This is a genomic window from Ruegeria sp. HKCCD6426, assembly GCF_057221115.1.
Map to the genome: position 1 here is coordinate 132,941 of NZ_JBWVBF010000009.1, position 19,334 is coordinate 152,274.

Consider the following 19,334-nt stretch of genomic DNA (forward strand, 5'->3'; position numbering starts at 1 on the left):
CTCCTTTCCCGGTCAGGGGATCCAGCGTTGGACAAACCTGACCACTCGTTTAACCGTTTGATTCTCAAACAGCCTTGGCGAGAAATAGCCACCCGCCACACGTTTGTTAAGCTCTCCGAACGTCGGATAGGGCGATACCATCGCAGCGATCTGAGCCATCTTTAGGTTATTGGCCAAGGCCAGCGACCACAAGTTGATCAGTTCGCCCGCCTGATGACCTACGATTGTGGCTCCCACGGGTCGCCCCTTTACGACCATGACCTTAATGAAACCTTTCGTCTTCCGTTCCGCCACAGCGCGGTCATTGTGGTGGTAATCAAACCGGGCAATTTCCATTCTGTCGCCCAGCTGATCTCGGGCCTGGGCCTCGGTCAGTCCAACCTGCGCCAATTCCGGATCCGTATAAGTTGCCCAGGGGATATGCGCCGTTTTGGCTTTGGACGGCAGGCCAAACAGCGCTGACCGGATGATAATCCCAGCCTGATATCCGGCAACATGTGTGAATTGCATCCCACTCGCAACGTCTCCAATCGCATAGACCCGGCGGTTTGAGGTACGCAGGCTATCGTCGGTCTTGATGCCAGTGCGAGTCTGTTCGATGCCCGCCGCCTCAAGGTTCAGATTGTCTACGTTGGCGGTGCGCCCCACAGCCACCAGCAAATGAGTGCCCGAGAATACCTGGCCATTTTCCGTTGCGACATCGATTGCGCCCGCTTCACCTCTAATTTGGGCCACCATTGCATCTTCGTGGATGTCGATACCTTCGCTCCTCAATGCCTCCAGCACGACGGCCGCTGCATCAGGATCGTCTTTGCCCAGAGCTTTCATACCTTCAATGACAGTCACTTTGCAGCCCAGCCGCGCGTGGGCTTGCGCCATCTCCATGCCGATGGGGCCACCGCCAATGATCAGAAGATGCTCGGGTTTGTCGCGCAGATCGAAGATAGTCTCGTTGGTGTAATAGGGAACCTGATCCAAACCCGGCAGTGGTGGCACCAATGGCGACGACCCGGTAGCCACGACGATCCGACGCGCTGTGATCAGGTTTTCCCCTGCTTTGACCTGCGTCGGTGACACGAACGATCCGTATTCCCGGATGACATTGACGCCGAAGCCCTCGAACCGCTCCTGACTGTCCATCGGTTCGATCTGCGCGATTACATTATGCACATGATCCTTGGCAGCGGCGTAATCCACCTTAGCATCGGCATTCGCCACGCCATAAATGGATGCATGGGACTGCGCATAGGCCGCCTTGCCACTAGCGATCAGAGCTTTGGACGGAACACAGCCGAAATTCAGGCAGTCGCCGCCCATCTTGTGCCCCTCCAACAGGATGACATCCGCTCCCATCTGGCTGGCCCCTGCGGCGACGGACAGGCCGCCTGACCCGGCCCCGATCACCAGGATATCGGTTTTCAACTCTTTCATAATTTATGCGCCCTTTTGGCCCCGCAGAGTTTTTATGACAATCGGCAATGCCGCCAGAGCACACAAGCCGAGGATCGGACCAATCACAAAGGGCTCCCACAGCAACGAAACATCCGGTGTACCACCTCGATCGAATACTCCGCCAAGACCGACGCCGATCCATGTATACACAATCCCGCCCGGAATAATTCCCAACGCGGTTGTCAACAGGAAGTTGCGGAACTTTACTCCGACCAAGGCGGGTATCAGGTTTGCAACGAAGAACGGTACCACCGGAACCAGTCGCAGAAGGAAAAGAACGGAAATCTCGTTCTCCCGCAGGCCGTCTTTTAGCTTTTTGACCGTCCCTTCCGACGCCTCCAGCTTGGCCGTCAAGGATTCGCCCAACCCCCAGCGCGCAGCCAGGAAAATGGCAGACGCGCCAACCGTGGCCGCGACAACGTTGAATACGGTCCCGGCCAGCAATCCGAACAGAAACCCGCCGGTCATGGAGGCCACGGCAGCCCCCGGCAACGAAAACGCCACGATCACGATGTAGATCGCAACAAATGCCACGGCCATTGCCCAGTAATTCCCGTCGCGCCAGGCCAGCAGAGCCTCTCGATTGTCTCGCAAGGTCTCAAACGTCAGGTAGTCCCCAAGTGTAAAGAAACCGACCGCCGCAACGATCAGAATCACAAGAAGGGGTACGTGACGCGCAAATCCGCCGCGCTGCATCTGAGACGTTTCGCTCATTCGACTTTCAGGCTTGTGTTCATTCATTCTGCCCCCAACATGCGCTTTGCGGCGGTTCGGCAACAGAGGCATCACGGGGCCTTGAAGATTATGGCAGCGAATGTGAGTGTTTCCGGCGCTAAACCCGGTTTTTGAAACCTTTTTGTAGGTCAGGTTACAGATTTGTTGCAAAAGGAGCGAAAACCGGGTTCAGAGGGTTTGACTTAGTCTGCGCTTACCAGTAGAGGACGGGCTTCGAACACCACGGGCAGGCGAATCCGCGCTGCACCCGACCGCCAAAGATTGGAGACGGAGCGATGAAACGCACCTATCAGCCTTCGAACCTGGTTCGCAAACGCCGCCACGGTTTCCGCGCGCGCATGGCCACCAAGGCCGGCCGCAAGATCCTGAATGCTCGCCGCGCCCGCGGCCGCAAATCGCTGAGCGCGTAAACCGCTCACCGATCAGGTTATGAACATGACGCCGCCGGAGGCCCCTGTGGATGGTAAGAACCACCCCGGGGATATGCCCCCGGCGGCGTCCGTTTGTGCGCCTGATACCCTGAAAGTTCTGAAGAATCGGTCTGATTTCCTGAAAGCTGCGCGCGCGCGCAGACAAGGGACAGCGTCGATGATGGTGCAGGCCCGAAAGCGGGCCCCGGATGAGGCCTGCGGGATTCGCGTAGGGTTCACGTGCTCCAAAAAGGTTGGTAACGCTGTCGCCCGCAACCGGGCCAAGCGACGCCTGCGCGAGACTGCGCGAGCCGTTCTGCTCACACATGGGCGCGACGGCTGGGATTACGTGCTGATCGGTCGCGCGGACATGACGGCTGCACGACCATTCGACGCGCTGAAAGACGACCTGCGCTATGCCCTGCGCAAATTGCATAGCAGCAGCAAATGACCCTTTTGGCCAAAATACTCGCCCTGCCCGTCCGGGTGTACCGGCTAGTCTTCAGCCCTTGGGTTGGCTTCAATTGCCGCTACCAGCCGACCTGTTCAGCCTATGCGCTGGAAGCTTTGGAAAAGCACGGGGCGCTAAAGGGCGCATGGCTCACCGCCCGCCGTATCGGGCGCTGTCACCCCTGGGGCGGCGATGGTTATGATCCGGTTCCGGATGAATGACCTGATCTTGCCCGATTGACCCAAACGCTGTAGGGCCTGCCCATGTTCGACGAAACCGACGATATCCACCCCCTGTTCGCCGGTGCGCCTTCGACCACCGAGTTCAAAAAATTGCGCAAACGCATCGTTCGACAAACGCGTGAGGCAATTGAACACTATGGGATGGTGGACGCAAACGCGCATGATAAAGACGCCAAGCCGCCGCGCTGGCTGGTCTGCCTGTCGGGCGGCAAGGACAGCTATACCCTGCTGGCCGTTCTCTATGAACTTAAATGGCGCGGTCTGTTGCCCGTCGACCTGCTGGCCTGCAACCTGGATCAGGGGCAACCCGGATTTCCAGCGACAGTCCTGCCAGAGTTTCTGGAACGCATGGGTGTGCCGCATCGAATCGAGTATCAGGACACCTATTCCGTTGTGATGGATAAGGTCCCACAGGGTCGCACCTATTGCGCCTTGTGTTCTCGCCTTCGCCGGGGAAACCTGTACCGTATCGCCCGCGAGGAAGGCTGCTCGGCCGTGGTTCTGGGCCATCACCGCGACGACATTCTCGAGACCTTCTTCATGAACCTCTTCCACGGCGGGCGCTTGGCCACGATGCCGCCGAAACTGGTTAACGAAGAAAGTGACCTGTTCGTTTTTCGCCCGCTCGCCCATGTGGCCGAGGCAGACTGTGAAAAGTTTGCCAAGGCGATGGACTATCCCATTATTCCCTGTGACTTGTGCGGCAGTCAGGACGGGCTTCAGCGTCAGCAGGTCAAACAGATTCTCGATCAGTGGGAAAGAAACGCTCCTGGACGGCGGCAGGTCATGTTCCGGGCGCTGACCAACGCGCGGCCTTCGCATCTGTTGGACCCCAAGCTGTTTGATTTTGCAGGCCTTGCGCTTGATCCGATTCAAAAAGACGAAAATTCGGAAGAAATTCCACTACTGCGTTAACGACTGACTCAGATTGGTTTCCTACGGTCGGTTTGAGCGATCCCCGCCCAAGCCGAAGGCCGTAGAAACTAATGTCCAGAAACTCGTCCTTTGAACGACTTCGCGAAACACTGCTTGCTGTCGTAAATGGCCCACAGGCTCTGGCCTTTGTGCCCGCTATTTGTCTTGCCGCATTCTGGTTTGGCGGTGAGCTGGCCTTGGTCAGCGTTGCGCTTGGTATGCCTCTGGCCATTGCTGTTGCAGGCACGATGAGCGGTAAGACTCACATTCTGGCCGACGCCGGAGGCCGCCCAAGCGGTGCCGTGGCGCGGGACATCTTCCGGTCAGAATTGCAAGGCATCCACCAAGCGTCGCAAAACTCAGGTGACAACGCCGCCTGTATTGCCATTGCGCTGGACAATTTTTCAGGCCTACTCGACCTTCACGGGCAGACAGCGGCCGATCATGTCGCACAACAGTTCAGTGACCGCGTTCTTTCAGTGATCCGAAGTCACGATATTTTCACTCAGCTGACCTCAAACCGGTTTCTGATCGGGCTTCGCCCCTCTTCACAACTTGATTTGGAAGCGTGTATCCAGATGTCAGGCCGAATTCAGAGCGCGATTGAAGAACCCGTCCTGCTGAATGGCACAAGTGTTTATGTGTCCTGTTCGATCGGGTTCTGCCTGCAATCCAACGTGCCGGGCGTCAATGCAGAGGAATGGATGGATGCCACAGTCGCATCCCTAACCGAGGCGCAACGAAACGGGCCATCCACCATTCGCGCCTATTCGACGGAAACACACCGCAGATCGTTGGTACGGGCCAATCTGCGCAAGGAATTCGAAACTGCACTGGATAATGGCGAGCTTCGTCCGTGGTTTCAGCCGCAAATTTCCACGGATACGGGCGAGATCACCGGATTTGAGGCTCTGGCCCGGTGGGAACACCCGACCAAGGGGATCATGGGACCACAAGTGTTTCTGCCGTTTGCCGAGCAGGCGGAGTTGATGGATCGCTTGGGTCAGGTCATACGCCATCATGCCTTCAAAGCCCTCAATACCTGGGGCAATGCCGGGATCCACGTGCCGCGGGTCGGAGTGAATTTCTCTTCGGACGAACTGCGAGACCCCGGTCTTCTCGACCGTCTCAAGTGGGAATTGGATCAGTTCGACCTGACGCCGGATCGACTGGCGGTCGAGATTCTCGAAACCGTGTTCTCCCGTCGGCCCGATGATGTCATTACGCGCAACGTGACAGGGATGGCTGCTATGGGGTGTTATATTGACCTCGATGACTTTGGGACCGGCCATGCTTCCATTGCCTCAATAAAACGCTTTGTCGTCTCACGTATAAAAATTGACCGAACATTTGTCGCCAAGGCCGATCAAGATCCCGGCCAGCAGCAACTTGTCAGCGCTATCTTGACCATGGCCGAGCGGCTGAACGTTGAAACACTTGCAGAAGGTGTCGAAACGCCCGGCGAACACGCCTTAATGGCCCAATTGGGAAGCAATCATGTACAAGGCTTCGGAATTGGCAGGCCGATGCCAATTGAAAAGACACTGGACTGGATTGTCGCCTATCGGGCCAAAGCAAGCGGAGTTCCAGAAATCCGTCGCCAAATAGGGCGGAAATCCTGAAATTGCCACGCAGATCGCCGCGTAGTGGAAATTCGAAGGGCGATTCCGCTTGACCTTTGGGGCTGCACTCTGTTGAACCCACCGGGTGTCTTTCAATGCTCAAGGTGGCTGTCCCAGATGGACGATCAGAACAAGAATCTCATCCTCGCAACCGCGCTCAGCTTTCTGGTGATCCTGGTATGGTTCGTGCTGTTTCCGCCTCCGGAAACGACAGTGACGCCCGAGCAAACAGAAATTAGCGCCGCTGACACCGACGAGGTTCAGACACCCAGTGCCGTTGACACCGGTACTGTAGGCGAAGCGACGGCCACCACCGAAGACGCACTACCTGAGACATCGGCACCACGGGTTCAGATCGACACTCCGCGTCTGTCTGGAAGTTTGTCGCTGTCGGGCGGCCGCATCGACGAGCTGTTTCTGAAAGACTACAAAACCTCGATCGAGGAAGGCGCGCCGATCGTCGAGTTATTGTCTCCTGTCGGATCGGAATCGGCTTATTACGCGCTTTATGGCTGGGCGCCGGGTGCCGGGCTTTCGGGAACGGACGTACCGGGGCCCAACACTCTTTGGACCTTGGATCAGGGCGACACACTGAAAGTAGACAGCCCGGTCACGTTGGCCTGGGACAATGGTAATGGTCTGACTTTCCGCCGGACGATTTCGGTAGATGAAGACTACATGTTCTCGGTCACCCAGTCGGTTGAAAACGCGACCCAGGCCGAGGTCGGAATGGCACCTTATGGGATTCTGGCGCGCCACGGCATTGGCGAAGATGGCGACCTGCCGGACCTTAAGAACTTTTTCATCCTGCATGAGGGCGTCATCGGCATGGCCGACGGCACCTTGACCGAAGTTGACTATGGCGATGTGCGCGATTTCGACATCGATCCGGGCGAACGTGCACAAGCCGAAGTCTACCAGGTCAAAGAAAACGGTTGGATCGGATTTACCGATCACTACTGGATGACGACGCTGATCCCGGACCCCGGCTCAGCCTTCAAGGCCGCTGCCAAATACGATGCACGCCGTAAAATTTACCAGACCGAGACGGTGCTGCCGACTCTCAAAGTAGCCCCGGGTAAATCGGCTGAAGTGACAACTCGCCTGTTCGCTGGTGCGAAAGAATGGGGAGCCATTCGGGAATACCAGGCGGAAGGCGTGCAGAAATTCATAGACAGCATCGATTGGGGTTGGTTCTTCTTCCTGACCAAGCCAATCTTCTGGCTGCTGCACAATATCAATGCTCTGATTGGCAACATGGGCTGGTCGATCATCGGCCTGACGCTGATCATCAAGGCTATCCTGTTCCCGCTGGCCTTCAAATCCTATGTCTCAATGGCCAAGATGAAAGAACTCCAACCACAGATGGAGGCCCTGAAGGAGGCTGCAGGCGACGATCGGCAGAAAATGCAGCAGGGCATGATGGAGCTCTACAAGAAGGAAAAAGTGAACCCGGCCGCTGGCTGTTTGCCGATCCTGATGCAAATCCCGATCTTCTTTTCGCTGTATAAGGTGATCTTCGTCACCATCGAACTGCGCCAAGCCCCCTGGTTCGGCCCGTTCCGGGACCTCAGCGCGCCGGATCCAACCTCGATCATGAACTTTTTTGGGTGGATGCCTTGGGCCGGCCCCGAGCCAGGTACGCTGATGGCAACCATCTTCCTTGGTATTTTGCCACTGCTTCTGGGTATTTCGATGTGGCTGCAGCAAAAGCTGAACCCGGCGCCAACCGACCCGACGCAGGCGATGATCTTTGCCTGGATGCCGTGGGTGTTCATGTTCATGCTTGGCAGTTTTGCAAGCGGCCTGGTGGTCTACTGGATCGCAAACAACACGATCACGTTTACTCAGCAGTACCTGATCATGCGAAGTCAGGGCTACAAGCCAGACGTATTTGGCAATATCAAGTCCGGCTTCAAGCGGACCCCTAAGACGGGCGGCAAATGAACGGACAAGTCACCAGCCTGTGGCGGCATCCGATCAAAAGCCATGGGCGAGAAACCCTGAAGGATGTAACCGTGAGCCCCGGGCAGACCATGCCCGGGGATCGCGTTTGGGCCATTGCCCACGAAGCATCCAAGGTCGACGGTTCGGATTGGGCGCCTTGCGCCAATTTCAGCCGGGGCGCGAAAGCGCCGCAGCTGATGGCAATTTCGGCTCGGTTGCAGGGTGATCGGATCACTCTCAGCCATCCTCAACGCCCCGACCTCAGCTTTGCGCCGGATACGGAGCAGGAGGCTTTTCTGGAATGGGTTAAGCCATTGATGCCGGAAGACCGGGCTGCTTCGGCACGCATCATCCGGGTACCGGGACGTGGTATGACTGACAGCGATTTCCCGTCGATCAGTCTCTGCAACATGGCGTCGCATCGTGCGGTCGAGCAGAAGTTGGGTCAGGAACTTTCAACAATCCGCTGGCGAGGCAACATCTGGTTTGACGGGCTACCCCTGTGGGATGAATTTGACTGGCTCGGTCGCGACATTCGGATCGGCAAGGCCGTATTCCGGGTACGCGAACGTATCACCCGCTGCCTGGCCACCACGGCCAACCCTGAAACCGGGGAGCGCGACGCAGATACACTGGGTGCTTTGAACAGCTGGGGTCATCAGGACTTTGGCGTTTATACTGAGGTTCTTCAGGGCGGCTCAATCGGCTTGGGCGACACGGTGCAACTACTATGACGACTCTACCGTTTCCACTTGCAGACAACCAGGACGAGTTCGCGCTGGAGCGCGGGCGCAAACTGTTTGCCGGCCCGTCCGAGTTTGTCAAAGGCGTCGTCGCTATGAACGGCCTCCCTGCCCCGGACCGGCTGGAAGTTTGCTTCGCAGGCCGCTCGAACGTGGGCAAATCCAGTCTGATCAACGCTCTGACCGGCACCAAGGGGCTTGCACGCGCATCAAACACGCCTGGACGCACGCAAGAGATCAATTTCTTTACTCAAGGACCGGAACTCTATCTGGTTGATCTGCCGGGCTATGGCTATGCCAATGCACCTGTGAAGGTGGTGGAGAAATGGCAGAGGTTACTGAAGCAGTATCTGAGTGGCCGCCAGACCCTGCGCCGGGCCTTTGTCCTGATCGACTCTCGCCACGGTGTGAAACCGGTCGATAATGAGATCATGAAGTTGCTGGATACCAGCGCGGTGACGTTTCAATGCGTCATGACGAAGGCTGACAAGGTCAAGGCCCATGATCGGGAAAAAGTGCTGACTCAGGTGAGGGGCGCGTTGTCCAAACACCCTGCAGCCTTCCCTGAAATCGTGCTGACTTCCTCCGAGAAAAATGACGGAATTCCGACCCTGCGCTCGATCATCGCGCATCTGGAATAGCTTCGCCCTTGGCAGCGCACCTCAAAGGTCCTAACACGGAACGTCAAAGGGACCTTAGCCATGAAGACACGAGACATGAACCGGGACTGGATCGCCACCGCAGCCACACTCAACAGCGCCCTGCCCTATCTGCAGCGCTATGACGGGGCTATTGTCGTTATCAAGCTGGGCGGGCACGCCATGGGCAGCGATGAAGCGATGGAGAGCTTTGCCCGGGACGTCGTCTTGATGCGGCAGGTCGGGGTGAACCCGGTCATCGTGCATGGCGGCGGTCCGATGATCAACGCAATGCTGGGCAAACTGGATATTCAGTCTGAATTCGTCAATGGCAAACGCGTCACCGATAAGGCTACTGTGGAAGTGGTCGAAATGGTGCTCTCGGGTCTAGTGAACAAGCGTATCGTTCACGCGATCAACGCGCAGGGTGGTATGGCCGTGGGGCTGTCCGGCAAGGACGCCCATCTGATGACCTGCGAGCAAACGGATGCTTCGCTGGGCTTTGTCGGAACCCCATCCGAGATGAACCCCAAAATTCTCCATGATCTGTTCGCACATGACGTAATCCCGGTGATCGCTCCACTCGGCGCAGGCCGGAGCGGTGAGACCTTCAACGTCAATGGCGATACTGCAGCCGGTGCGATTGCCTCGGCTTTGAAAGCGGATCGCCTGTTGCTGCTCACCGATGTCTCGGGCGTCAAGAATGCAGCCGGAGATGTGGTGACCGAGTTGAAAGCCGGTCAGATCCGCGAGATGACGCGCGACGGCACGATTGCGGGTGGTATGATCCCTAAGACCGAAACAGCGCTGGACGCCTTGCACAACGGCGTTCGTGCTGTTGTTATCCTCGATGGGCGTGCGCCGAACGCTGTATTGCTTGAGCTGTTTACCGAGCACGGCGCCGGGTCTCTGATCCGACCCGATTGACGCTTTAGTGATCCGGGTGGCCTTGCACCCAACTTTAACATGCCTGAATGTGAATGTATGGAAAATGAAGCCATCATTCGTCTGGGCGTGTTCTTGGGACTCTTCGTAATCTTTGCAGGCGCTGAGGCACTGGCGCCCCGCAGGCCACGAAACTGCGGACGGAAGCGGCGCTGGTTGACCAACCTGTCGATTACGGTCCTGAACGCTGTACTGCTCAGAGCATTGGCAATCGGGTTTCCACTGTTGGCTGTCGGGGCCGCGCTCGACGCATCCCAAAACGGGGTGGGTTTGTTCAACCGGCTCAACTGGCCAACTTGGCTGGAAGTCACTCTAAGCGTTCTGGTCCTCGATTTCGCAATTTGGTTTCAGCATCTTGTGACCCACAAAGTACCGATACTTTGGCGTTTGCACAGAGTACACCACGCGGACCGAGATATGGATGTCACCACCGCCATTAGGTTCCATCCCATTGAAATCGCACTGTCCATGCTTCTAAAGATCGGGTTGATTTACGTTCTCGGGCCCAGTGCATTTGCCGTGGTCCTGTTCGAAATTCTGCTGAACGGAACCGCCCTGTTCAATCACTCGAACCTGAAACTGCCTCTTGCCGTGGACGCCGTGTTGCGTAGGGTTCTTGTGACGCCCGATATGCATCGGGTGCACCATTCGGTTCTCAGGAAAGAACATGACAGCAACTATGGCTTTGCTCTGTCCATCTGGGACCAATTAATGGGAACCTATGTGGCGCAACCCGGTGGCGGGCACGATAAGATGAGTGTGGGACTGGAATGGCAGGACGATCGACCAACCCAACTAGGATGGAGCCTGACCCTTCCGTTCCGGCGAAAGTGACGTACCAGGACGTTGAAACGGCAGCCCAAAAAACTGGGCTCATCGTGATGGGAGCCCAACACCCAAGGAACAGCGGTGCCAAGCAGCTGGACGGCGGCACATTGATCCTGTTGGGCACAGCCGAGGCTTTCTGGCCAGTTTTCCAAACCTCACCCGAGTGGAACGATGGATTGGCAGACCCCGTGGACCGCTGGTCGTCCCGTGTCGTGGGAGACATGGCCGCCGCGCTGGGGGCAACGGCGCACTTTCCCTTCGGGGGCCCACCCTACACACCGTTCATCGACTGGGCGCTGAAATCCGAGCGTACATTCCAAAGCCCCGTTGGCGCGTTAGTGCACGAAACAGTCGGTATGATGATCTCGTACCGTGGAGCGCTGCATTTCAGCTCTGAGTTTGACATTCCGGCGGCAAGCAGCGTTTCGCCCTGTACTGACTGCCCAGCGCCCTGCACAACGGCCTGCCCCGTCGGTGCGTTGAATGCGGTGAGTTTTTACGACGTCGATGCCTGCCACAGCTTTCTTGACACCGACGCCGGACAAAGCTGCATGACAGATGGTTGCGCAGCAAGGCTGGCCTGCCCAATCAGCGGCGGCGCTGAACGGCAGCCCGAGCAGTCCGCCCACCACATGAAGGCTTTTCACCGCTCATGACACGTACACTGATCCTGACCCGCCACGCTAAATCAAGCTGGAACCACCCCGGTCTAAAGGATCATGATCGCCCTCTGAACACCCGCGGTCGAAAATCTGCTGCGGCGATTGGCAGTTGGTTGCAGGGGCACAATTGGTTGCCCGATGACGTGCTCAGCTCAAGTTCAACCCGAACACGTGAAACTTGGGAGAGGATGGAGCTAAGCGCGACCGAAATCACGTTTACGCGGGACCTGTATCACGCGGACCCGGCGCAAATGCTGAAAACTCTGCAGACGGCGCAGGGTGCCACGGTGCTGATGCTAGGCCACAATCCAGGTATCGCCAACTTTGCGGGACGCATCGTGAAAAATGCGCCAGATCATCCGAGGTTTTTCGACTATCCGACCTGTGCGACCACCGTATGCCGCTTCGACGTACCGAGCTGGGACGAAGTACAGTGGCACAGCGGCAAGGTAAGGGGTTTTGTTATTCCACGCGAATTGCTGGAATAAAAAAGGCGGGGTAATCCCCGCCTTTTCTGTTAATACCTGAAAACGTTCTTGCGTCAGTGCCCAAGAATCTGGCTGAGGAACAACTTGGTCCGCTCGCTTTGCGGGTTGTTGAAGAACTCTTCCGGTTCGTTCTGTTCCACGATCTGGCCTGCATCCATAAAGATCACGCGGTTCGCGACCTGGCGGGCAAAGCCCATCTCGTGCGTCACGCAGAGCATGGTCATGCCCTCTTCAGCCAGCTCGATCATGGTGTCGAGCACTTCTTTGATCATCTCCGGGTCAAGCGCCGAGGTCGGTTCATCGAACAACATGATCCGCGGACGCATACAGAGAGAGCGGGCAATCGCCACACGCTGCTGCTGCCCACCAGACAACTGGCCGGGGTATTTCAGCGCCTGCTCAGGAATCTTCACTTTTTCAAGGAAGTGCATCGCCGTTTCTTCAGCCTCTTTCTTGGGCGTCTTGCGCACCCAGATCGGGGCCAGCGTACAGTTTTCCAGAATGGTCAGGTGTGGGAACAGGTTGAAGTGCTGGAACACCATGCCAACCTCGGACCGGATCTTGTCGATGTTCTTGAGGTCATTCGACAGCTCGGTCCCGTCCACGATGATCGTGCCCTGCTGGTGTTCTTCCAGCGCATTCAGGCAGCGGATCAGGGTGGATTTACCCGACCCCGACGGCCCCGCGATCACGATCCGCTCGCCCTGATTGACGGTCAGATTGATATCGCGCAGCACGTGGAAAGCCCCGTACCACTTGTTCATGTTCGTGATTTCGATGGCGACTTCGTCGCTCACCTGCATCTTGGAACGGTCGATTTCGCGTTCTACGGCAAGTTGAGACATGCGTTGAACTCCTTAATGGTGGCCGGTCTGAAGCTTGCGCTCCAGATACATGGAATAACGGGACATGGAGAAGCAGACGATGAAGAATAGTGCGCCGATAAAGGCGAACAGTTCCCAGTAGATGCCGTTCCAGGCAGTGTCGGCGCGGATAGCGTTGGCTAGGCCAAGAACGTCGAACAACCCAATGATCGACACCAGAACCGTATCCTTGAAGATCCCGATGAATGTGCTCACGATGCCCGGAATTGAGATTTTCAGGGCTTGCGGCATGATGATCAGTCGCTGTGCTTGCCAGTAGTTCAGGCCCAAACTGTCGGCACCTTCGTACTGACCCCGTGGCAGGGCAGCCAGACCACCCCGGATCACCTCGGCCATATAGGCGGCCGAGAACAGGGTCATCATGATCATCACTCGCAGAATGATGTCAAAATTGGTACCCGGCGGCAGGAACAGGTTCAGCAGCAGCGACGCCACAAACAACAGTGTGATCAGCGGCACGCCACGGATGAACTCGATAAAGCCCACGCACATGTATTTGACGATCAGCAAGTCGGACTGACGGCCCAGCGCCAGAACGATGCCGATTGGCAGCGAGACACCGATGGCCACAACGCCCAGGAGGATCGCCAGCATAAAGCCACCGAATTGACGGCTCTCCACGGCTTCGATGCCAATAGGCAGGATCGCGTCCATTGCACCGGTGAAATAGCCGGACAGCACCAGCCACCAGATCACTGCAGCCACCGCGGCACCGATCATCCCGATCAACTCGCTCAGTTGCTTGCTGAGGATTGTGTAGGCCACCCAACCGAGAACAAATCCAAGCGCCGCCGAGATTGGGCCCCAGATGGTTCCGCCCCACATCAGGAACGGCATCAGGAACGGGTAAATCGCGGTAATGATCAGCATCTTGGTCGGAACGCGATCCGAGTACAGAACCGGAGCCAGCGCGACCAACAACAAGACCAGTGCAAGGATCGGGCGCCAGTACAGATGGCTGGGGTAAAAGCCGAACAGCAATTGCAGCCAGCGGTCGTTGATGACGGCCCAGCAAGCATGACCATGGGTAGAGCCCCAAGTCGCCATCATGATCTCACGACACTCTGTCAGTGAATTGGCGTTCCAAACGGATTGGAACGTCCATGGCAGAACCCCGGACAGCACGTACCAAATCGCGTAAAGCGAAACGACCGTCAGGATCGAGTTGAGCCAGCTTGAAAACAGGTTGTGCCGAACCCAGCCGATTGCACCAACTTCCGAGGCAGGCGGTGCCTGTTCCGGAAGCATTTCCGTGCGGACAAATGAAACATCAGCCATATTACCGCTCCACCAGTTTGACACGTTTGTTGTACCAGTTCATCACCGCCGAAATGCTCAGCGAGATGGACAGATAGACCAGCATCAACAGTAGAACACATTCCAGCTCGCGGCCGGTCTGGTTCATGGTGATGCCGCCCAGCGTACCCGTGATGTCCATATATCCGACCGCGATCGCCAGCGACGAGTTCTTGGTCAGGTTCAGATAGTTCGAGATCATCGGAGGGATGATCACCCGCAGCGCCTGCGGCAGGATCACCAGACGCATGGTACGGCCCGGGCGCAGTCCCAGCGCGGATGCGGCTTCGGTCTGACCTTTCGAGATAGCCATAATACCGGCGCGCACGATCTCGGCGATGAAGGCCGCCGTATAGAGCGACAGGGCCAGCCACAGCGCGATCAGCGAGTTGCGCATATGGGTGCCGCCTCGGAAGTTAAACCCTTTCAACTCGGGGTATCCCAGATGGAACCCGAGAGCGGCCATCAGGATGAACATCGGCACGAACAAAATGCCCAGCTGGATATACCAAATGGTCGGGCGGTCACCGGTCGCTTCTTGTTTTGCAGCGGCATAGGCGGAAACCTTCCGCATTGCAAAAATGCTGCCTGCCAACACGACCAAGAATGCGACCAGATCCAGCGAGACATCGAAACGTATGCTTGACGCGCCAAATAGGTGGATATCGCCCAAGCTCCGCGAGAACAGGAATTCCGGGATATAAACACCGCGGTTGGTGACAGCGACGGAGTTGAACAAATCCATCGTTGCTGTTGGGTTATCGCCTCGGAACGCGTTGGGTGCTGGCAAGCCTTCGATCAGAATGGCCATTGCCAGAACAATCCAGAGCAAGACTGGCACGTTGCGGAACATCTCGACATAAACTGTCATGAGCCGCGCGATCAACCAGTTGTTGGAAAGCCGCAAAACGCCGACGAATACACCGACAATCGTCGCGGTGATACAACCCAGAACCGCGACAACCAGCGTGTTCAGCAATCCGATAAACGCGGCCCGTAAATGGCTATCGCGGGAGGTGTATTCCAGAAGCCGCTGGTTAATGTCATAGCTTGCCGGTTCCCCAAAAAAACCAAACTCAACCGGTTTGCCCAGTGCTTCAAGGTTTTGAATTGTGTTGGAAATGATCCAGGCTGCCAAAAGCATGAAACCGATCAATGCAATGACCTGAATGGTCGCTGATCGGTACCGCGTATCGTAAAGGAGCATGGACAGCCGGAACTGCTCCTTCGGCGGGTCAGTGAGAGTCGTCATGACCTATGTATATCCCCGTGACATCCCGATTTTCTGCCGGCAGAGTTGATCACTGCTCAATCTATTCGGGAGTGTTTCTTATTGTTTGAAAAAGGGCGCAGGTTGCCCTGCGCCCTTTCCCGTGGATTTTAGCGGAACGGCGGCGAGTACAGCAGACCGCCATCGGTCCACTGAGCGTTCAGGCCGCGTGCCAGACCGATCGGGGTTTCTTCACCGATGTTCTTGGCAAACACTTCGCCATAGTTACCACCAGCTTTAACCGCCCGTGCAGCCCATTCAGCGTCCAGACCCAGCATCTCGCCCAGCGTACCTTCGGTACCCAGCAGACGGTTCACTTCCGGGTTGTCACCCGCGCCCGAGCTCAGCTCGTCGATATTGGCCGAGGTGATACCCAGCTCTTCCGCCGAGATCAGCGCGTTCAGGGTCCAGCGGACAACGTCGCCCCACTCGTGATCGCCGTGACGGACCAGCGGGCCCAGCGGCTCTTTCGAGATGATTTCGGGCAGCAGGACGTGGTCACCGGGGTTTTCGAACGTGGCGCGGGTTGCGGCCAGGCCCGATGCGTCGGTGGTGTACACGTCACATGCGCCAGCCAGATACTGCTGCTGCGCTTCGGCGTTGGTTTCGATCGGAACCGGCTCATAGCTGATGTTGTTCGAGCGGAAGAAATCCGCCAGGTTCAACTCGGTGGTTGTGCCGGTTTGGATACAAACGGTTGCACCGTCCAGTTCCTTGGCCGAGCTTACGCCCAGTGCCTTGGGAACCATGAAGCCTTGGCCGTCATAGTAGTTCACACCAACGAATTCGAACTTCAGGTCGACATCGCGGCTGAATGTCCAGGTTGTGTTACGGGCCAGCATGTCGATCTCACCGGAAGCCAGCGCGGTAAAGCGGGTCTTACCAGTGGTCGGAACAAATTCAACAGCGCTTGCGTCACCCAGAACGGCTGCGGCAACGGCGCGGCATACGGCAACGTCGAAACCTTGCCATTCGCCATTTGCGTCGGGCGCTGCAAAGCCAACCAGACCGGTGGTCACACCGCAGTTTAGCTTACCGCGCGCCTTGACGTCGTCAACGGTCCCCGCTGCAGCTGCACCTGCAGCCAGACCGGCAATCGTTGCCGCGCCCAAGATTACGGATTTTTTCATTTTTACCTCTTCCTGATTTTCCATCCCTGAAGGAACGGTTCGATCCGGCACACGCGCGCCAGAAAGGTTACCCAAAAGGTCTCTCCCCTTTAGTGGCCCAAGTTTGGGCGTATTCATAAACAAACGTCAAGTGCTGGATCAGGGAAATCGATGGGTCAACCGCATAGGCTTCGGATTTCACGCCGAAAAATCAGATTCCGAAGGCTCAAACCGAGAGATCAAAGAACTTTTTGGCATGGAGAAAGGCAGCTTTCTTGATTTCGGCAGCCGAGTGCGCCTCGTCATCATGGCCCCATTGGTCGATCTGCCAGTTTTCGTCCAAGCGGGAGATGGCCCAGATCTCGTCAGGGTTTCGCCAGTCTCGGGCCGCCGCAAAACCCAGTATCAACGAGCCCGACAAGCTAACGAGATCATGAAATGCGGCAAGCTGAAACGCATTCAGAGCGTGAACTTGGGATCGCAGGTTTTGGACTGCGTCTTCTGGTTGCGGTCGGTGCAGAACACCAGCGACCGAAAACAAACGCGCACCAAGTGCTTCGGCAGCCCAGTCCAAAGCCGGGTCCCATTGCTCGGCCTGCCTTTTCTGCAGGGTTTGCGGATGCGTCGCGCGATAGCACAGCAAGTCTGAATCGCCGTAATCCGCCAACATGTCCGCAACTTCCGCATGCTGGTGACACACCTTGTCGATGGCCGCGTTTGCGGACCGCGTAAAAGGCATGGTGGTCGGATCCACCTCGTTTTCCTGTGCTTTCCATTCGGCAGCAACTGCTTCGGCCATGGCCAGGGTCGGCAGCGTCAGAGCAGATTTGGCTGGTGTCTTGACCCTGCGGCCGTCCAGCTCGACTGTATAGCCCCCGTCGGCCTCAACGACCGCACTAGATGTCCAGAAGCGTTTTGGTTTCCAGTCGCTCATGTCATTTGTTCCAGAGTTCGGCCAGTGCATCTGGCAGTTTTTCGAATGTATCGATCACGCAGGCAGCCCGGTGCAGAGCCGAGCGGTCGTGATACCCCCAGCTGACGCCTATGCCAGCAACCCCTGCCGCCGCGGCCATGTCCATGTCAAAACTGGTATCGCCGATCATGACTGCATCTGCCGGGGAAACTCCTGTTTCGGCTATTGCGGCCTCGATCATTGACGGATGCGGTTTGGACGGGTGGTGATCCGCAACCTGCCGGGTGACGAAGTATCGCTCCAACCCATGGACCTGTAGCAGACCATCTAATCCGCGTTGGGATTTACCCGTCGCGACGCCAAGCAGGATTTCTGGCGTGGCGTGCAGGGTTTCAATAATGTCCCGCGCGCCGGGATAGAGCGGCGAACTGGCCGCCCCCTGTTCCAGTCGCTGCGCATGATAAGCCTGTTTATAACCGTCAACCAGCTGGGCTTGAACCAAGGCGGATTGTTTCGGTGCCAAACGCTCCATCGCTTGCGGCAGCGACAACCCCACAATCGAAAGTGTTGCATCACGATCTGGCGCTGGCAGGGAAAGCGCGTCAAAGCAGGCGTTCATGGCGGAAATAATACTGCCCTGGCTATCAACCAGGGTACCATCAACGTCGAACAGGACCAGGCGCAAAGATGCGCTCATCGCAGCTCCTCAAACGGGTCGTCGGTGGCCAGATCTTCGGTCCATCCCAGTGTGTCCCAGCTGTCTTTCATATGTTCCGGCAAAGGCGCGGTAATGGACACAGGCTTGCGGGTCACCGGGTGTTCAAAGGACAACCGCCGCGCATGCAGGTGCAGCTTTTTGCTGATAACCCCGCCCAGCTGCGCACCCCAGCCATCGCCCAGATTTTCCTGACCCGAGCCGCCGTATTTGCCATCCCCGATGATCGGATGGCCAATAGCCGCCATATGTGCGCGCAACTGGTGCGTTCGCCCAGTGACTGGCTCCATGGCAACCCAGGCAGCTCTGCCCGCGACCCGGTACAGCGTCGCGTACAGTGTGTGCGCGCGTTTCGCCCCCGGAGTGTCGTCGACCTCGCTCATGTGCACGGGAATCATCTTTTCGCCTTCGCCGTGCTTGCCATGGCCCGGGGCCTTGACCAACCCGGTTTTGATTTCGCCCAAGTAGGGTGTCGGCACACCTGCAACCAAAGCCCAGTAGATCTTGCGCGTGTTGCGATGCCGAAAGGCCGCTGTCAGCCCCTTGGCCGCTTCACGGGTGCGAGCCATAACCAACACGCCCGAAGTGTCCTTGTCCAGCCGGTGCACAAGGCGCGGGTTCTCGTCAAAGCCAAAGCGCAAGGCCTCGGACAAGCTGTCAACATGTCGGGTTTGCCCGCTGCCGCCCTGCACAGGCAGGCCGTGTGGTTTGTTCAGAGCCAGAATGTGATCGTCGCGATAGATCACGCAGGACTGGATCAGCCTGGTATCTGCATCCGAGATGGTCCGTTTAACCTCAACGGGCTTGTGATCAGCATCCGGCAATGGTGGGACGCGCACGGATTGCCCGACCTCCAGCCGGGTCGAGGCTTTGACCCGGCCGCCATCGACGCGCAATTCACCCTTGCGGCACATCTTTTCGATGCGGCTTTGGCCGACATGGGGAAACAGGCGGCGCACCCAGCGATCTAGCCGCTGGTCACCGTCGCCTTCTGCCACTGTGATCATCTGTACACCACTCATGCGATTGCCCCTTGCACCGCGCGGCTTGAGCGCCCGGATTGTGTCAG

General features: G+C 57.3%; 21 protein-coding genes. 12 read left to right on the plus strand and 9 right to left on the minus strand.

Annotation, left to right across the window (positions count from 1 at the left end):
- Positions 1 to 12 precede the first annotated feature (12 nt).
- Positions 13 to 1,431 carry a dihydrolipoyl dehydrogenase family protein gene (locus AC2TDA_RS20775; RefSeq protein WP_480880684.1) on the minus strand — a complete coding sequence of 473 codons (1,419 nt, stop codon included), beginning with the start codon at positions 1,429 to 1,431 and terminating at the stop codon, positions 13 to 15.
- A 3-nt stretch (positions 1,432 to 1,434) separates the two neighbouring features.
- Positions 1,435 to 2,166 carry a TVP38/TMEM64 family protein gene (locus AC2TDA_RS20780; protein WP_480850495.1) on the minus strand — a complete coding sequence of 244 codons (732 nt, stop codon included), beginning with the start codon at positions 2,164 to 2,166 and terminating at the stop codon, positions 1,435 to 1,437.
- Between the two features lie 296 nt (positions 2,167 to 2,462).
- Between AC2TDA_RS20780 and rpmH the strand changes: the two genes are divergently transcribed.
- The 12 genes from rpmH (at position 2,463) to AC2TDA_RS20840 (ending at position 12,078) form a co-directional block, all read left to right on the plus strand.
- A complete protein-coding gene (gene rpmH, locus AC2TDA_RS20785; RefSeq protein ID WP_005980833.1) occupies positions 2,463 to 2,597 on the plus strand; it encodes a 50S ribosomal protein L34 in 135 nt (44 codons plus the stop codon).
- Positions 2,598 to 2,622: 25 nt separating this feature from the next.
- Complete coding sequence (gene rnpA / locus AC2TDA_RS20790; RefSeq protein ID WP_480850425.1) at positions 2,623 to 3,048, plus strand: ribonuclease P protein component; 426 nt, start codon at positions 2,623 to 2,625, stop codon at positions 3,046 to 3,048.
- Positions 3,045 to 3,269, plus strand: coding sequence for a membrane protein insertion efficiency factor YidD (yidD, locus tag AC2TDA_RS20795; protein ID WP_480880686.1), 225 nt, complete (start codon positions 3,045 to 3,047; stop codon positions 3,267 to 3,269). The genes rnpA and yidD overlap by 4 nt, the downstream gene beginning before the upstream one ends.
- Before the next feature lie 42 nt (positions 3,270 to 3,311).
- Entirely contained in the window at positions 3,312 to 4,205 is an 894-nt protein-coding gene (gene ttcA / locus AC2TDA_RS20800; protein WP_480880688.1) for a tRNA 2-thiocytidine(32) synthetase TtcA, read from the plus strand.
- A 71-nt stretch (positions 4,206 to 4,276) separates the two neighbouring features.
- A complete protein-coding gene (locus AC2TDA_RS20805; RefSeq protein ID WP_480880690.1) occupies positions 4,277 to 5,827 on the plus strand; it encodes a putative bifunctional diguanylate cyclase/phosphodiesterase in 1,551 nt (516 codons plus the stop codon).
- Positions 5,828 to 5,944: 117 nt separating this feature from the next.
- Positions 5,945 to 7,774 carry a membrane protein insertase YidC gene (yidC, locus tag AC2TDA_RS20810; protein WP_480880691.1) on the plus strand — a complete coding sequence of 610 codons (1,830 nt, stop codon included), beginning with the start codon at positions 5,945 to 5,947 and terminating at the stop codon, positions 7,772 to 7,774.
- Complete coding sequence (locus tag AC2TDA_RS20815) at positions 7,771 to 8,508, plus strand: MOSC domain-containing protein (protein ID WP_480880692.1); 738 nt, start codon at positions 7,771 to 7,773, stop codon at positions 8,506 to 8,508. Before yidC ends, AC2TDA_RS20815 begins: the two co-directional genes overlap by 4 nt.
- Positions 8,505 to 9,158, plus strand: a complete 654-nt coding sequence (gene yihA, locus AC2TDA_RS20820) for a ribosome biogenesis GTP-binding protein YihA/YsxC (RefSeq protein WP_480880693.1) — start codon at positions 8,505 to 8,507, stop codon at positions 9,156 to 9,158. Before AC2TDA_RS20815 ends, yihA begins: the two co-directional genes overlap by 4 nt.
- Before the next feature lie 60 nt (positions 9,159 to 9,218).
- Positions 9,219 to 10,082 (plus strand): acetylglutamate kinase, encoded by an 864-nt coding sequence (gene argB, locus AC2TDA_RS20825; RefSeq protein ID WP_480850414.1) that lies wholly within the window; start codon positions 9,219 to 9,221, stop codon positions 10,080 to 10,082.
- A gap of 57 nt (positions 10,083 to 10,139) precedes the next feature.
- The gene (locus AC2TDA_RS20830) at positions 10,140 to 10,934 is read left to right on the plus strand and encodes a sterol desaturase family protein (RefSeq protein WP_480880694.1); all 795 of its coding nucleotides are present in this window, start codon (positions 10,140 to 10,142) and stop codon (positions 10,932 to 10,934) included.
- 47 nt (positions 10,935 to 10,981) lie between these two features.
- On the plus strand, positions 10,982 to 11,584 hold the full coding sequence (locus AC2TDA_RS20835) for a ferredoxin (RefSeq protein ID WP_480880696.1): 603 nt from the start codon (positions 10,982 to 10,984) through the stop codon (positions 11,582 to 11,584).
- The gene (locus tag AC2TDA_RS20840) at positions 11,581 to 12,078 is read left to right on the plus strand and encodes a SixA phosphatase family protein (protein ID WP_480850408.1); all 498 of its coding nucleotides are present in this window, start codon (positions 11,581 to 11,583) and stop codon (positions 12,076 to 12,078) included. Before AC2TDA_RS20835 ends, AC2TDA_RS20840 begins: the two co-directional genes overlap by 4 nt.
- A gap of 53 nt (positions 12,079 to 12,131) precedes the next feature.
- Here the strand turns inward: AC2TDA_RS20840 and AC2TDA_RS20845 are convergent, their stop codons facing one another.
- The 7 genes from AC2TDA_RS20845 to AC2TDA_RS20875 all read right to left on the minus strand — a co-directional run bounded on the left by AC2TDA_RS20845 (position 12,132) and on the right by AC2TDA_RS20875 (position 19,287).
- Positions 12,132 to 12,923, minus strand: coding sequence for an amino acid ABC transporter ATP-binding protein (locus tag AC2TDA_RS20845; RefSeq protein ID WP_480850407.1), 792 nt, complete (start codon positions 12,921 to 12,923; stop codon positions 12,132 to 12,134).
- Between the two features lie 12 nt (positions 12,924 to 12,935).
- Positions 12,936 to 14,240, minus strand: coding sequence for an amino acid ABC transporter permease (locus AC2TDA_RS20850; RefSeq protein WP_480880697.1), 1,305 nt, complete (start codon positions 14,238 to 14,240; stop codon positions 12,936 to 12,938).
- A gap of 1 nt (position 14,241) precedes the next feature.
- Complete coding sequence (locus AC2TDA_RS20855) at positions 14,242 to 15,510, minus strand: amino acid ABC transporter permease (protein WP_480850404.1); 1,269 nt, start codon at positions 15,508 to 15,510, stop codon at positions 14,242 to 14,244.
- Positions 15,511 to 15,638: 128 nt separating this feature from the next.
- The gene (locus AC2TDA_RS20860) at positions 15,639 to 16,658 is read right to left on the minus strand and encodes an amino acid ABC transporter substrate-binding protein (protein ID WP_480850402.1); all 1,020 of its coding nucleotides are present in this window, start codon (positions 16,656 to 16,658) and stop codon (positions 15,639 to 15,641) included.
- 205 nt (positions 16,659 to 16,863) lie between these two features.
- Positions 16,864 to 17,571 carry an ATP12 family chaperone protein gene (locus AC2TDA_RS20865; RefSeq protein WP_480880699.1) on the minus strand — a complete coding sequence of 236 codons (708 nt, stop codon included), beginning with the start codon at positions 17,569 to 17,571 and terminating at the stop codon, positions 16,864 to 16,866.
- Between the two features lies 1 nt (position 17,572).
- Positions 17,573 to 18,247: an HAD-IA family hydrolase gene (locus tag AC2TDA_RS20870; RefSeq protein WP_480850399.1), complete on the minus strand. Its 675-nt coding sequence runs from the start codon at positions 18,245 to 18,247 to the stop codon at positions 17,573 to 17,575.
- Positions 18,244 to 19,287: an RluA family pseudouridine synthase gene (locus AC2TDA_RS20875; RefSeq protein ID WP_480880701.1), complete on the minus strand. Its 1,044-nt coding sequence runs from the start codon at positions 19,285 to 19,287 to the stop codon at positions 18,244 to 18,246. The genes AC2TDA_RS20870 and AC2TDA_RS20875 overlap by 4 nt, the downstream gene beginning before the upstream one ends.
- Between the last annotated feature and the right edge of the window lie 47 nt (positions 19,288 to 19,334).